The organism is Bacillus inaquosorum, assembly GCF_023238325.1.
Lineage (GTDB): Bacteria > Bacillota > Bacilli > Bacillales > Bacillaceae > Bacillus > Bacillus inaquosorum.
Window position 1 is genome coordinate 4,160,253 of the sequence record NZ_CP096592.1, and the last position, 13,479, is coordinate 4,173,731.

Annotated in this window: 13 protein-coding genes and 1 pseudogene; 5 read left to right on the forward strand and 9 right to left on the reverse strand. The window is 46.0% G+C overall.

Going from position 1 to position 13,479, the window contains the following annotated elements; translation table 11 throughout:
* Window positions 1-738 carry a YiiX/YebB-like N1pC/P60 family cysteine hydrolase gene (locus tag M1M80_RS21060; RefSeq protein ID WP_060399929.1) on the reverse strand — a complete coding sequence of 246 codons (738 nt, stop codon included), beginning with the start codon at window positions 736-738 and terminating at the stop codon, window positions 1-3.
* 155 nt (window positions 739-893) lie between these two features.
* A complete protein-coding gene (locus tag M1M80_RS21065; protein WP_104010203.1) occupies window positions 894-1,364 on the reverse strand; it encodes a GNAT family N-acetyltransferase in 471 nt (156 codons plus the stop codon).
* Between the two features lie 110 nt (window positions 1,365-1,474).
* On the opposite strand from M1M80_RS21065, the gene rapG reads away from it, so the two are divergent.
* Complete coding sequence (rapG, locus tag M1M80_RS21070; RefSeq protein ID WP_060399930.1) at window positions 1,475-2,572, forward strand: response regulator aspartate phosphatase RapG; 1,098 nt, start codon at window positions 1,475-1,477, stop codon at window positions 2,570-2,572.
* Window positions 2,573-2,689 carry a Phr family secreted Rap phosphatase inhibitor gene (locus M1M80_RS21075; RefSeq protein WP_060399931.1) on the forward strand — a complete coding sequence of 39 codons (117 nt, stop codon included), beginning with the start codon at window positions 2,573-2,575 and terminating at the stop codon, window positions 2,687-2,689. It begins immediately after the preceding gene.
* Between the two features lie 34 nt (window positions 2,690-2,723).
* On the opposite strand, the gene rocF is transcribed toward M1M80_RS21075, so the two are convergent.
* The 3 genes from rocF to rocD all read right to left on the reverse strand — a co-directional run bounded on the left by rocF (window position 2,724) and on the right by rocD (window position 6,520).
* Complete coding sequence (rocF, locus tag M1M80_RS21080; protein ID WP_003236498.1) at window positions 2,724-3,614, reverse strand: arginase; 891 nt, start codon at window positions 3,612-3,614, stop codon at window positions 2,724-2,726.
* Window positions 3,615-3,687: 73 nt separating this feature from the next.
* A complete protein-coding gene (locus tag M1M80_RS21085) occupies window positions 3,688-5,091 on the reverse strand; it encodes an amino acid permease (RefSeq protein WP_060399932.1) in 1,404 nt (467 codons plus the stop codon).
* A 223-nt stretch (window positions 5,092-5,314) separates the two neighbouring features.
* Entirely contained in the window at window positions 5,315-6,520 is a 1,206-nt protein-coding gene (rocD, locus tag M1M80_RS21090) for an ornithine aminotransferase (RefSeq protein WP_060399933.1), read from the reverse strand.
* Window positions 6,521-6,760: 240 nt separating this feature from the next.
* On the opposite strand from rocD, the gene rocR reads away from it, so the two are divergent.
* Complete coding sequence (gene rocR, locus M1M80_RS21095; RefSeq protein WP_060399934.1) at window positions 6,761-8,146, forward strand: arginine utilization regulatory protein RocR; 1,386 nt, start codon at window positions 6,761-6,763, stop codon at window positions 8,144-8,146.
* 5 nt (window positions 8,147-8,151) lie between these two features.
* Here the strand turns inward: rocR and M1M80_RS21100 are convergent, their stop codons facing one another.
* On the reverse strand, window positions 8,152-9,603 hold the full coding sequence (locus M1M80_RS21100; protein ID WP_104010204.1) for a sensor histidine kinase: 1,452 nt from the start codon (window positions 9,601-9,603) through the stop codon (window positions 8,152-8,154).
* Window positions 9,600-10,283, reverse strand: a complete 684-nt coding sequence (locus M1M80_RS21105; RefSeq protein WP_060399936.1) for a response regulator transcription factor — start codon at window positions 10,281-10,283, stop codon at window positions 9,600-9,602. The genes M1M80_RS21100 and M1M80_RS21105 overlap by 4 nt, the downstream gene beginning before the upstream one ends.
* A 212-nt stretch (window positions 10,284-10,495) precedes the next feature.
* On the opposite strand from M1M80_RS21105, the gene M1M80_RS21110 reads away from it, so the two are divergent.
* Together M1M80_RS21110 and M1M80_RS21115 are read left to right on the forward strand one after the other, a co-directional pair.
* A complete protein-coding gene (locus M1M80_RS21110; protein ID WP_060399937.1) occupies window positions 10,496-11,395 on the forward strand; it encodes a PepSY domain-containing protein in 900 nt (299 codons plus the stop codon).
* A 171-nt stretch (window positions 11,396-11,566) separates the two neighbouring features.
* Entirely contained in the window at window positions 11,567-12,067 is a 501-nt protein-coding gene (locus M1M80_RS21115) for a PepSY domain-containing protein (protein ID WP_060399938.1), read from the forward strand.
* A gap of 2 nt (window positions 12,068-12,069) precedes the next feature.
* Here the strand turns inward: M1M80_RS21115 and M1M80_RS21120 are convergent.
* Both M1M80_RS21120 and htrC read right to left on the reverse strand, forming a co-directional pair.
* Window positions 12,070-12,193, reverse strand: a pseudogene (locus M1M80_RS21120) (hypothetical protein); the annotation flags it as partial.
* A 19-nt stretch (window positions 12,194-12,212) separates the two neighbouring features.
* Window positions 12,213-13,415, reverse strand: a complete 1,203-nt coding sequence (htrC, locus tag M1M80_RS21125) for a serine protease HtrC (protein ID WP_003236516.1) — start codon at window positions 13,413-13,415, stop codon at window positions 12,213-12,215.
* Between the last annotated feature and the right edge of the window lie 64 nt (window positions 13,416-13,479).

Here is a 13,479-nt window from a genome sequence, read left to right on the forward strand (position 1 = left end):
TTAGTAAATGGTCATGATGGTTGTCGTATAGGAAGAGCTGGTGATGTCGCGCGGATACACGCCTAAGCCTCCGTTGCTGTCGATATCAATGCCCGCTTTCAGCAAAAAGGCAGACCATAGGAGCTTTGAACAGTTTTTGGCGCCGTCATGGCCGGTATTTCTATTATTGACGAAGTTAAATGAGTATGGGTCGCCGACTTTTGATACCGCCCAGTCGGCAGCAGATGTTTTTTGAGATGAGGTGACGCTGACTGTTTGTACGATGGAGTTGTCTTCCACTTCTCTGGCATTGTAAGCGATCTGCCTGACGCCGTCGCTCGGGACAGATTCCACAATTTTGTCAGCAGCGGAGTACATGCCGACGTGGCCGTGATTGTAGTAGGCTGTGTAGGAGTTGGTGTAATAGATATTGCCTTTCGCACTTGTCGGGAGTTTTTTCGTGCCGGACGACCCGCCCATGACGGACATGCCGCTTTCCTTGGCGAGCCTGTCACCTTCTGCTTTATCAGCTGTGATTTCCTTATAAAACTGCTTCAGAATGACATCTTGCTTTACGTGCTGCTGTTTGGCAATCTGACTGGCGGACTTCATGATTTCTTCTGGTGTCGTGCCTGGCTGCAGTGCGGCGATTTCTTCAGCATAGTTTGTGGTCTTTACGGCTTTGGCGGGAGAAACAAACAGGCCGCCGCACATTGTAAGCGCTACCAAAAACATCGACACCCGTTTTTTCAACTTCATTCCATCTCCTCTTTTCTTGTGAATGTAGGAAAGGTGTTTTCCTCACCCACATTATATTAGGAAAATAAGGAAAGTAACTAGGTGATTTACAGAATTTTTAGAAATCATTTACAGAAGGCTGTCCGCAGAAAAAGGCCTTTATCAGGCCCTTTTCGTTAAAGCTTCTTGCTCATCACCACGTCCGTTTCTTGAAATCCGGTTCGCTCATATAGCTTCCGCGCCGTCTGATTATGGGCAAAGACGTGAAGGGACAGCTTCCGGATTCCCATGCTGCGAGCCGTCTGATCTAGTGCCGCCAATGCTTGCTTTGCGTAGCCCTTGCCGCGGTACGGTTCATATAACCCAAAGTCATAAATAAACGCTTCCTGCTGCGGATGCTCCGGCTCAGCATGGATCCAGAGCCAGCCAACGCTTTCCTTTTCATTCAGCGTAAGGCTCCATACATGGTGATGGAGTGTTTCCAGACCTTTCGGAAGAAGATCAGAAAAGGTCTGCTTAGACAGGCGCAGTGCGTCTTCAGGCTGCCAAGTTCCCGCTTTTACCTTTTCTTCGGCGTAATGCTTTGTTGTGTACGTGAGATAAGACCGAAATTCTTCTGTCTGCATAGGGGTCAGTATGATTGTCATATCATCTCTCCTTCATATATTGACTAGAGGATTTTACATAAAATAGAAAGAGGTGTTACTATCAGAATAAGCAACTGAGATTGATAAGTCACTAGAGAAAGGAGTTTCACATGAATAAGATCGCACCCGCAGAAATCGCTAGCATGCTCAACGATTGGTATCTTGCCATCAAGAAACATGAAGTTGAAGAGTCCTCCCGTTTATTTGAAGAAGTGAAGCCTTTATTGGATGACATGGAAGAGGATCAGGAGGTGCTTGCCTACTTCTCCTTATTGGAACTGCGCCACAAGGTTTTGCTTCACGAGGCGAGAGGACAGGGCTTTCAGCATGAGGAGCCTTCTCATATGAATGCTACGTCTGACATGCTGAAATATTACTTTTTTCTATTTGAAGGCATGTATGAGGCCTATAAAAATAATTACGACATTGCCATTGGGCTGTATAAAGATGCAGAGCAGTATCTCAACAACATCCCCGATCCGATTGAGAAAGCCGAATTTCACCTGAAGGTCGGAAAGCTCTATTATAAGCTGGGGCAAAATATTGTGTCCCTCAACCATACACGGCAAGCGGTCAAAACGTTCAGGGAAGAGACCGATTATAAAAAGAAACTGGCTTCAGCACTGATCACCATGTCAGGCAATTTTACCGAGATGAGCCAGTTTGAAGAAGCTGAAACGTATTTGGACGAAGCGATTCGGATCACGAGAGAATTAGAGGATCATTTTTTTGAAGCCCAGCTTTTGCATAACTTCGGACTTCTCCATGCGCAAAGCGGCAAATCAGAAGAGGCGGTCTCCAAATTAGAAGAGGCCTTACAGAACGAAGAATACGCCCGCTCTGCCTATTACTATCATTCTGTCTACTTGCTGATACGAGAGCTGTTTAAAATCAAAAAATACGAACAGGCTGTATCTTATTACCAAGAAGCGAAGGAAAAATTGACTGTCGAGCCGAATAGAATATGTGAGGCAAAAATAGACATTTTATATGCCATTTATGCAAAAGGAGGTCATGCGGAAACGTTTCACTTATGCAAACAACATATGGATGATTTGGTGTCCGAGAAAGAGTATGACAGTGTAAGAGAACTTTCCATTTTGGCTGGCGAACGGTATAGGGAGCATGAGCTTTACAAAGAAGCTGCCCACTTTTTTTATGAAGCATTACAAATTGAAGAACTGATCAAACGAACGGAGGTTATATAAATGAAAAAATTTCTGATTGGTGCAGGCGTCGCAGCAGTGATTTTATCAGGATGGTTTATTGCGGACCATCAAACCCATACACAGGAGATGAAAGTCGCTGAGAAAATGATTGGATAAATGAAAAACCCCGCGGGATGCGGGGGTTTTCTTATTACAGCAACTTTTTCCCTAACAGAGATTCAACGAGCTCTACTGCTGTTTGGCCAGTCTTGTTTTCATGATCAAGAATCGGGTTGACCTCAACGAATTCAGCTGAGGTGATGATGCCTGCGTCATACAGCATTTCCATAGCCAGATGGCTCTCCCGGTAGCTGATGCCGCCGACGACAGGGGTTCCGACACCCGGTGCGTCGTTCGGATCAAGTCCGTCCAGATCAAGGCTGAGATGGACGCCGTCACATGCTGATAAATAATCAAGGGTTTCTTCAATCACCTTTGTCATGCCGAGACGGTCGATTTCGTGCATCGTGTACACCTTCATGCCGCTTTCCTTAATATACTTGCGCTCTCCTTCATCAAGTGACCGGGCGCCGATGATGACGACGTTTTCCGGTTTGATTTTAGGCCCGTAGCCTTCAAGGTTAACCAATGACTCGTGGCCGATGCCAAGGCTGACGGCAAGCGGCATGCCGTGAATATTTCCGGATGGTGATGTTTCCAGTGTATTCAGGTCGCCGTGCGCGTCATACCAGATGACGCCGAGATTATCGTAATGCTTCGCTGTGCCTGCCAGCGTGCCGATCGCAATACTGTGGTCGCCGCCCAGGACAAGCGGGAATTTTTTCTCTTCGATGACTTGGTTGACCTTCTGAGCCAGTTTTTCATTTCCCGCCAAAACAGAATTCAGGTTTTTCAGTTCCTCGTCATTTTTGATCTTTTCGCGGTTGATCGGAATGTCACCGAGATCTTCAACCGTATACCCCATGTCTGACAGCCTCTCGATCAGATGAGCGTACCGGATGGCACTCGGGCCCATGTCCACTCCGCGTCGTGCTTGTCCTAAATCCATTGGCATTCCAATAACCGAAATCGTTTTATCCATCTGTGATTCCACCTCAACATATAAGATAATGTCCTATGCGGGTTATAACAAAGATGACTTGCGGACAACGTTTTTAAAGCTCTAGCTGACGATTTGCCTGCTGGCGTTTTTTAATGACGACATGATAAATGATGTAGCAAATAACCATAAACGGTACGCCGCAATACAGCGCGATACGCTGCTCCGGATCAAATGCAAGGCTGATGAGAACGACCGTATTTAACGTCAGGCCGATCAGCGGAAGCGCCGGATACAGCGGTGTTTTGAATTTCAAATCTTCCGTCTTACCGCCTTCGCGGATATATTTGCGTCTGAACATGATTTGGGAAAGTGAAATCGTGATCCAGCCGACCTGCGCACTCATGCCCGCTAAGGATAGAAGCACCATATACACGGTTTCAGGCGCCGCCACTTTTGATAGAAGCGACAGGCAGGCCACAGCCATCGTTACGATTAACGCGTTCAGCGGCACACCGCGTTTATTAGTTTTGCCCAGCGCTTTGAAGGCCTGTCCTTCATTCGCCATCGCGTACAGGATACGTGTCGATGCGTATAAACCTGAGTTCGCAACTGATAACAGCGCGATTAAAATAACAAAGTTCATAATATCAGCGGCATACGGAATTCCGATTTGCTCAAATACGGCAACAAATGGACTTTCCACGACTCCCGCCTGTTTCCACGGAATCATGCCGGCAATGACAATGATTGAAAGCACAAAGAAGACAAGCGTTCTCCATACTGTCTGTTTAATGGACCGCGGAATCGTTTTTTCAGGGTCTTCACTTTCTCCGGCTGCAACTCCGATCAGCTCAGTTCCCTGGAACGCGAAGTTCACGGTAATCATCGTAATCAGCATTGCCTTTATGCCGTTCGGAAATAACCCGTCTTCATAAAAATGCGTCAAAAACGGCGCCTGCTCTCCGCCCTTCAGATCAATCAGGCCAAACATGGCGGCTCCGCCGAGAATAATAAATAAAAGGATGATCAAAATTTTAATGCCTGAAAACCAGAATTCAGATTCTGCAAAGGCTTTTGTGGTGATCGCATTTAATACAAACATCAGTGCCGCAAATACCAGACACCAGATCCACACGTCTATGTGCGGAAACCAGCGTTGCATCAGCTGCCCCGCTGATAAGAATTCAATGGCGCATGTAACCGCCCAGCCGAGCCAGTACAGCCAGCCGAACGAAAACCCGAAGGCCGGGCTGATAAATTTTGTCGCATAGGTCTGGAAGGACCCCGACACAGGGTAGGCGACTGCCAGCTCTCCTAAGCAGAGCATCGTCAAAAACATGATAAAGCCGCCCACTAAATAGGACAGAACCGCGCCGAGCGGTCCCGCCTGGTTAATGGTAAACCCGGTTCCAAGGAAGAAACCGGTTCCGATCACTCCGCCCAATGAAATCATGAACAAGTGGCGTGATTTCATCGTCCGCTGGAGCTGATTTCCGTTATCTTGGTTAGTATTCACATTCTGCACCCCTTCAGCAACTTGTATTGGATCTAAGCTGGAACATCTACATGGTGCGTATCCCAGTTTGCTGTCCAAAGAGTCTCTATCTATTTAATATAAAATTCACTTCTTCTCATAAAGATACATTATACTAAAATACTGTAGCTGAGCAAATAGGGAGTGCTGATTTTTCTGTTGTAAATTTATACAAACGAAGTGAATATCCCGCCATGGTGCAGATTTATGCGTTTTGCAGCACGTACTTAATTTTCTCTATTGCCCAATCCAAATCCTTTTTGGAAATGATTAATGGCGGTGCAAAACGAATGACTGTATCATGCGTTTCCTTGCATAAAAGCCCTTCTTCCTTCAAACGCTCACAATACGGACGTGCGGCTTCCGTCAATTCTACACCGATAAACAGCCCTCTGCCGCGGACTTCTTTAATGACAGGGTTATCAATGCTCTCAAGCTCGCTTTTAAAGTATTCGCCAAGCTCAAGAGAACGATCCGCCAGCTTTTCATCCTCCAGCACTTCCAATGAGGCGATAGACACTGCACATGCCAGCGGGTTCCCGCCAAATGTAGAGCCGTGTGAGCCCGGGTTAAACACGCCTAATATCTCGCGGTCCGCCGCAATGCATGAGATCGGGAACACACCGCCGCCAAGCGCTTTGCCCAAGATATACATATCCGGAACAATGCCGTCCCAATCACAGGCAAACGTCTTGCCTGTACGTCCAAGACCGGTCTGAATTTCATCCGCAATAAACAGGACATTCTCTTCCTTACAAATCGCCGCTGCTTCCTGCAAAAACCCTTCAGGCGGAATGACAATTCCCGCTTCGCCTTGAATTGGTTCGAATAAGAACGCAGCTGTATTCGGCGTAATGGCCTGACGAAGCGCTTCCGCATCACCGTACGGGATTAATTTGATTCCCGGAAGCATCGGGCCGAATCCTCTTTTATATTCCTCTTCAGAAGAAAGAGATACCGCCAGCATCGTCCGGCCGTGGAAGTTCCCGACACATGCGATGATTTCCGCTTGGTTGTCTGCTACGCCTTTTACTTCATAAGCCCAGCGTCTCGCCGCTTTCACCGCGGATTCAACCGCTTCAGCTCCTGTATTCATCGGCAGAATCATCTCTTTGCCTGTCAGTTTAGCTGTTTTTTCATAAAACGGTCCAAGCTGATCATTGTGAAACGCTCGCGACGTGAGGGTGATTTTATCAGCCTGATCCTTCAATGCCTGAATGATTTTTGGATGTCTGTGACCCTGGTTTACTGCAGAATAAGCACTCAGCATATCCATATATTCATTGCCTTCCGGGTCCTTTACCCAAGCACCCAGCGCTTCAGAAATAACAATCGGGAGCGGATGATAATTGTTAGCTCCGTAATGAGACGTCTGATCAATAATTTCCTTGGATTTAGATAAAGCTGGCATATTTGAATTCCCCCTTGTTTTCTGTTTCCACATGTTATCCTGCTTTCCCTTTTTATAAATGCAAGTTCTGTGCCAAATCAAGATTTCGTGTGTTTTCTACAATTTTCGAGGACAAGGTGCAAAAACATTCTGATATTTCGAGCAAAAATTTCAGCAAGTGCAAAATTCTTTTGCATATCCTCTCCATTCTTTTATAAAATAGAAGCAATATTAAGAAAATAATCGAGGGAGGTTCATACAGTGGTCAAAGACAGCGAATTCCTCACATTGGTTTTTCAAAGCATTTTGGATGAAATCGATGTTGGCCTGCACGTAGTAGACGAGCATGGAAACACGATCGTTTATAACAACAAAATGATGCAGATTGAAGATATGGAGAAGCATGACGTCCTGAATAAAAACCTGATGGATGTATTTATGTTTTCGAAACAACAGGACAGCACCTTGGTACAGGCTCTTCAGGAAGGCAAAACAATTAAAAATGTGAAGCAGAGCTACTTCAATAATAAAGGTCAGGAAATCACGACGATCAATCATACCTATCCCATCGTCCACGACGGCAAAATCAGGGGCGCAGTCGAAATTGCCAAGGATGTGACAAAGCTTGAACGGCTGATCAGGGAGAATATGAACAAAAAAGGCAGTACAACCTATACATTTGACAGCATTCTCGGCACCAGCCCGGCCATTCAAGATGTCATCGAAAACGCCAAGCGGGCAACGCGCACATCATCATCTGTCCTTCTCGCAGGCGAAACCGGCACGGGAAAAGAGCTGTTCGCGCAAAGTATCCATAATGGCAGCGACCGCTCAGGCGGCCCGTTTATTTCACAAAACTGCGCGGCGCTGCCAGACAGCCTTGTGGAAAGCATTTTGTTTGGAACGAAAAAAGGCGCATTTACCGGCGCTGTAGACCAGCCCGGCCTGTTTGAACAAGCCCATGGCGGCACGCTGCTGTTAGATGAAATCAACTCGCTGAACCTGAGTCTTCAGGCAAAACTGCTCCGCGCTCTTCAAGAACGGAAAATCAGGCGCATCGGTTCGACAAAGGATACACCGATTGACGTGCGTATTATTGCTACGATGAATGAAGACCCGATTGATGCGATTGCGGGTGAACGGATGCGGAAGGACTTGTATTACAGGCTGAGCGTCGTAACATTGATCATCCCGCCGCTTCGAGAACGGAAAGAAGACATTTTGCTTCTCGCGTCAGAGTTTATTCAAAAAAACAACCATCTGTTCCAAATGAATGTCGAACACATCAGCGAAGACGTGAAGCAATTTTTCATGTCTTATGACTGGCCGGGAAATATTCGGGAGCTTGAGCATATGATCGAAGGCGCAATGAATTTCATGACGGATGAGCAAACGATTACGGCTTCCCATCTGCCCTATCAATACCGCATGAAAATCAAACCGGCTGATACCCCAGAGCCTGAAGCACCAAGACACCAGCCGGCCGCGGACTTAAAAGAAAAAATGGAGAGCTTCGAAAAATATGTGATTGAGAACGTGTTAAGAAAACACGGCCATAACATCTCGAAGGCTGCTCAGGAGCTTGGCATCAGCAGACAAAGCCTTCAATACCGGCTGAAGAAATTTTCCCACTCGCCTGCCGAGTAACAGCCCTATTCTGCGGCAGGAAGCCTGATCAGAAAAACAGTGCCTCTGCCGATTTCACTTTTGACGTCAATCGTCCCATTATGGCTGTCGATAATCGACTTTGTAATGGCAAGCCCCAGTCCCGAACCTCCATATTTTCGGGAACGGGATGGGTCTGCCCTGTAAAACCGGTCAAATAAATGCGGCAAGTGCTCCGGTGCGATGCCTGTGCCGTTGTCCGCTATCATCAGCATGACGCCATCATCGTTTTTTTGCAGCGAGATGGTGATGGCACCGGTTTTCTCATCCGTATACTGCACCGCGTTGTAAACCAAATTCAAAATGACCTGTTTCATTTTATCCCCGTCAAACACCGCTTCAGCATGATCCTCAAGCAGCAGCTGCAGTTTTCTTTCTTTCGCAAGCAGACTGAGCTGCGGCTCCATTTCCCTTATGAGCGAATCGAGATCGCCTCTCTTCATTTCAAAGCTCGGCACCCGATCGATTTTTGCAAGAAACAGCAGATCCTCTATCAGCCGAGTGGCTCTCTTCGATTCTTCATACATACTATTGAGCGCTCTTTCTCTCTGCTCCGGCTGAAGCGCTGCGCCCCGCAGCAGCACTTCTATAAAGCCGTGTATGGACGTTAAAGGCGTTCTCAGCTCATGCGAAGCGTCTGATACAAATTGCCGGATGCGCTCCTTCGCTTCTTTTTCTGCTTTGAATGACGTTTCAATCCGCTCCAGCATGCGATTAAACGAAATGGCAAGCGTATCGATTTCCATTTGTTTTCGATAAACAGGAAGTCTTTTATTCAAATTTCCCGCATTGATATGCCCCATCATATGTACCATTTGTGATAACGGTTTGAGCGTATGTCTGACCACGGGCAGGAATGTAAAAAGCCCGAGCAGGAGCGCGACGAGCGAGAGCGTGGAGTAAATACTGATTTGCCGGAGCAGCACATCCTTCAGCGGTGCTGTTAAAGCACTCATTTGGATCACGCCTGCTTCTTTTCCATCAATATTAATAGCCTGAAACACAACCAGCGCTTCCTCGCCTGCTTCATTTTTCGTGATTCTGTAATGCAAGGCCATCGTGTCTTTCAATGCCTCGTCATATACACTTTTTTTAAATGTTGGCGGTGCTCCCGCATATGGGTCCGTCGACAATACCGTACTGGCTTTTGTTTTTTTATCGATAAAAACAATTGTCACACCCGGATAAATAAAGGCGGGACGGACAGCACCATCTGACTTGTGCGAGCCGTCGGGATTGCTTTTGTATCTTTCAATGTTTTTCCATATGGTCGGCTCCGTCGAGTTGATATAACTTTGAATGCTGACAGCGCGGTTTTCATATAAAAGGCGTTTTCCAAACACATATTGCATGGCGCCTACAAACACCAATAGAAGAACAAGAATGCACAACGAGCGGAATAAAAGCTGAAAGCGAAGCGTTTTGAATCGTTTTTTCATTCAATATCCACCCGATAGCCCGCGCCCCGTACCGTTCGGATCACTTCATGCGTTTTGTCATTCAATTTTTCCCGTAAGGAACGGATGTACACTTCGACAATATTTTCTTCCCCGTAAAAGTCATAGCCCCATACTTTATCCAGAATCCTCGCTTTACTGAGCACAAGGCCGTGATTCAACACCAAAAATTTCAGCAGCTCGTATTCCGTTGCCGAAAGCTTCAGCACCTCTTCCTGATAACGGATTTCTCTGCGCCGGTCGTCAATCCGAAACGGGCCGAGCGCCACTTCTTCGAACAGGTTAGGGAAGTGATCCCGAATTCTTGCATAGATACGCGCCAGCAGCTCTTCAAAGCTGAAGGGTTTGATCATATAATCATCAGCGCCCTCTGTCAGCGCTTTTACCCGAACCCCCACCTCATCCTTTGCCGTAAGCATAATAACGGCGGTATGGCCGTTTTTTTTCATCATTCTCGATACTTCCAGTCCATCCATTCCGGGCATCATCACATCCAGGATGGCCACATGCGGCTGAAATGTTTTTGCGATGTTCATTGCTGTCATTCCGTCAGCCGCGGTCTTGACTTCAAAGCTTTCATTTTCAAGTCCCATTGTCAAAAAATCTAATATCGCCGGTTCATCGTCCACGAGCAAAATCTTGATGCCTTTCATCCTATTCATGCTGTGCTCTCTCCTTAGTTGGCATAAACCTCTGATTAGTTTTTTCCCTTCCCCTCCTATTATTCGTTTTTATCTGAAAACCAACTGAATCTTCCCTAAAAATCAGCTGAATTCAGCAAGTTTTCAGCCAGCCCTCATTTGATTTTCAGCTTCGGCCTATACAATTGCCTTAGTTGGTTCAGCCAACAATGAAATCAAAGGAGGAACAACACATGAATATCACTAAAGTTTTATCAGGAGCCGCGCTGGGAACGATTCTTTCAATCAGTTCTTTAACTTCCGCTCATGCCGCTGTCATTCAAAAGGATGATACATCAGCGAAGGTCGAGACGAAGCAGCAGGCTTCCATCACAATAGCAAAAGCAAAACAAGTTGCTTTGAACAAATGCAAAGGTACTGTTCAATCTGCCCAAATGAAGAAAGTGAACGGCACTTACGTATATGTTGTCAAAGTTCTCGGTGAGGACGGCAAACAGCATACGATGAACGTCAACTGCGACAGCGGAAAAGTTGTGAAGCATGACATTCAAAAGAAACAAAGCTACATCAGCAAATCAAAAGCACATTCTATTGCTTTGAAAAGCTGCAATGGTGCGGTTCAATCTTCTGAACTGAAGAAAGAGAACGGCGTTTACGTTTATGTCGTGAAAGTAATGGGTGAAGACGGCAGCCTTCACACGTTCCATATCAATGGAGAAAACGGCAAAGTCGCAAAACACGAGCAAAAGAAACAAGCACATATTTCAAAAACAAAAGCGCATCAAATCGCACTGAACAAATACAAAGGCGCAGTTCAATCTTCTGATCTGAAGAAAGAAAATGGCGTTTACATCTACGTTGTAAAAGTGCTTGGCGAAGATGGCAGTACTCATACAATCCATGTCAACTGTGACAGCGGTAAAATCGTAAAACAAGAAGTGCAAAAGAAAAACGCAGCCATTACGAAAACAAAAGCACATAACATTGCCCTAAACAAATGCAAAGGAACAGTGAAATCTTCTGCTTTGAAGAAAGAAAACGGTAAATACGTTTACGTGATTAAAATCACTGCACAAAACCACACTGAGCAAACAGTGAAAGTGAACGCTGAAAACGGAAGCATTTGCAAATAAAAATTGATACTTGCCAGCAGTGAAACAACTGCAATTCAACGTGTAACACCAGTCTTGTTTTAACACGAAGTTCTAAGTTCATGTCTACCTTTTTCTAAATACTCTTTTAAACTGAACGTGCGTGACCCGCGTTCAGTTCTTTTTACATCATCATCTAAGGAGGACGTAAAAATGAATGTGAAAATATTATCAGCAGCTGCTTTAGGCGCTGTTATCTCAATCAGTTCTTTATCTTCCGCACACGCGGCTGTTCTGCATAAAGAGGACACTGCTAAAGTCCAAACACAGCAGCAGGCTTCTATTACGCTTTCTAAAGCGAAAACTGTGGCATTACACAACTGCAAAGGCGCGGTTCAATCAGCACAAATGAAGAAAGCAGACGGCGTTTATGTCTATGTCATTAAAGTGCTCGGTGAGGACGGCAAAGTTCACACCTTCAACGTCAACTGCAGCAGCGGAAAAGTCGTCAAACATCACGTTGAAAACAAACAAGCCGCAATCACAAAAGCAAAAGCTCAAAGCATTGCGCTGAACAAATGCAAAGGCACAGTAAAATCTTCTGCATTGAAGAAAGAAAATGGCATCTATGTGTACATCATTAAAATCTCAGTTAGCAACCACACGGAACAAACCATTAAAGTAAACGCTGAAAACGGAAGCATTTGCAGCTGACAGGCATTGCCTGCTGTTTCACGTGTAACACCCATCTTGTATTTTTCTTCATATTCGATATATCCTTTTTCAACTGAACGGGCTGACCCTCGTTCAGTTTTTTTGCATGAAAAAGCAGTCTGGCAACGGTGCCAGACTGCTTTTGTTAACTTCCTAATTGGTCTGCGGAGGAGAGCTTAATATCAACGGATTTTTCTTTTCCGCCGCGGTAAAACCTCACCTTCACCCGGTCACCGACTTTTTTCTGATAAAGCCGTTTCCGCAGATCAACAATATCATTTACTTTGTGTCCGTCAAATTCCGTGATGACATCCAGTTCCTTAAGCCCTGCTTTTCCGGCAGGTGAAAAGGCGTCGACACCCATCACAACCGCGCCATTGGTGACATCCTTAGGAAGCTTCAGTGTTTCATCCCAATGATAGCTTGCGATGTCGCTTAGCGATTTCATTTCAATGCCAAGGAACGGTCGTTTGACTTCGCCATATTTCTCCAGATCCTCTATCACCGGAATCACAAGCTTAGACGGAATCGACAGGCCAATCCCTTCAACCGCCGACTCGGCAATTTTCATTGAATTGATGCCAATGACTTTCCCGTCCATATTTAACAAAGCGCCGCCGCTGTTCCCAGGGTTAATGGCCGCATCTGTTTGCAGGACTTCTGCGTTCCAGTCAGGCTGTCCGTCATCGTTTGAATCCACTGGAATTGCCCTCTCCGTACCTGAGATGACCCCCTGTGTGACAGAGCCTGCAAACTCAAGGCCTAACGGGTTGCCAATCGCAATAACCGGCTCCCCTGATTTCACTTTATCTGAATTTCCGAAGTCGGCGACTGCTTTTATTTTATTGCTTTTCACCCGTAAAACAGCCAGGTCCATCAGCTGGTCGCTGCCGACAAGGTCAGCCGATACACGCGAGCCATCTTTCAGGCTGATTTCAATTTGGGAAGCGCCCTCGATAACATGATGGTTGGTCACGACATAAGCAGAGTTGTCATTTTTCTTATAGATGACGCCTGAGCCGCTCCCAGCCTCGCCGCTCTCTCCCCAAATATCTGATTTTTGGATGTTCACAACACCGACAACGGCGGGCGACACATTGCTGACAATCTTGGTGACGGCGTTGTTGACACTGACATTCACCGTCCTGATTGATTCTTGGCCATTGTTGTTCTGCTGCTGATCTAAGGCGCCCGTATCTAACCCTTCATTTGACAGGTACGGCATGATAAACGCCATTAATACGGCACCGACAATCACGCCAATCAGACTAGAAAGGAAATATCCTTTTTTGCTTCTCTTTGGCTGTTCAGGAGTAGTATGTTCTTCCTCACGATCGTAATCCACCATATTCCATCCTTTCCAAGAACGTTAATATGGTTATATTGTGGGTTAGAAACTCCTATAATAGTCA

Bases quoted from the DNA above. Each gene is read 5' to 3' on its own strand.
- M1M80_RS21060 (WP_060399929.1), bottom strand. From the start codon at position 738: ATGAAGTTGAAAAAACGGGTGTCGATGTTTTTGGTAGCGCTTACAATG.
- M1M80_RS21065 (WP_104010203.1), bottom strand. From the start codon at position 1,364: ATGACAATCATACTGACCCCTATGCAGACAGAAGAATTTCGGTCTTAT.
- rapG (WP_060399930.1), top strand. From the start codon at position 1,475: ATGAATAAGATCGCACCCGCAGAAATCGCTAGCATGCTCAACGATTGG.
- M1M80_RS21075 (WP_060399931.1), top strand. From the start codon at position 2,573: ATGAAAAAATTTCTGATTGGTGCAGGCGTCGCAGCAGTGATTTTATCA.
- rocF (WP_003236498.1), bottom strand. From the start codon at position 3,614: ATGGATAAAACGATTTCGGTTATTGGAATGCCAATGGATTTAGGACAA.
- rocD (WP_060399933.1), bottom strand. From the start codon at position 6,520: ATGCCAGCTTTATCTAAATCCAAGGAAATTATTGATCAGACGTCTCAT.
- M1M80_RS21100 (WP_104010204.1), bottom strand. From the start codon at position 9,603: ATGAAAAAACGATTCAAAACGCTTCGCTTTCAGCTTTTATTCCGCTCG.
- M1M80_RS21105 (WP_060399936.1), bottom strand. From the start codon at position 10,283: ATGAATAGGATGAAAGGCATCAAGATTTTGCTCGTGGACGATGAACCG.
- M1M80_RS21110 (WP_060399937.1), top strand. From the start codon at position 10,496: ATGAATATCACTAAAGTTTTATCAGGAGCCGCGCTGGGAACGATTCTT.
- M1M80_RS21115 (WP_060399938.1), top strand. From the start codon at position 11,567: ATGAATGTGAAAATATTATCAGCAGCTGCTTTAGGCGCTGTTATCTCA.
- htrC (WP_003236516.1), bottom strand. From the start codon at position 13,415: ATGGTGGATTACGATCGTGAGGAAGAACATACTACTCCTGAACAGCCA.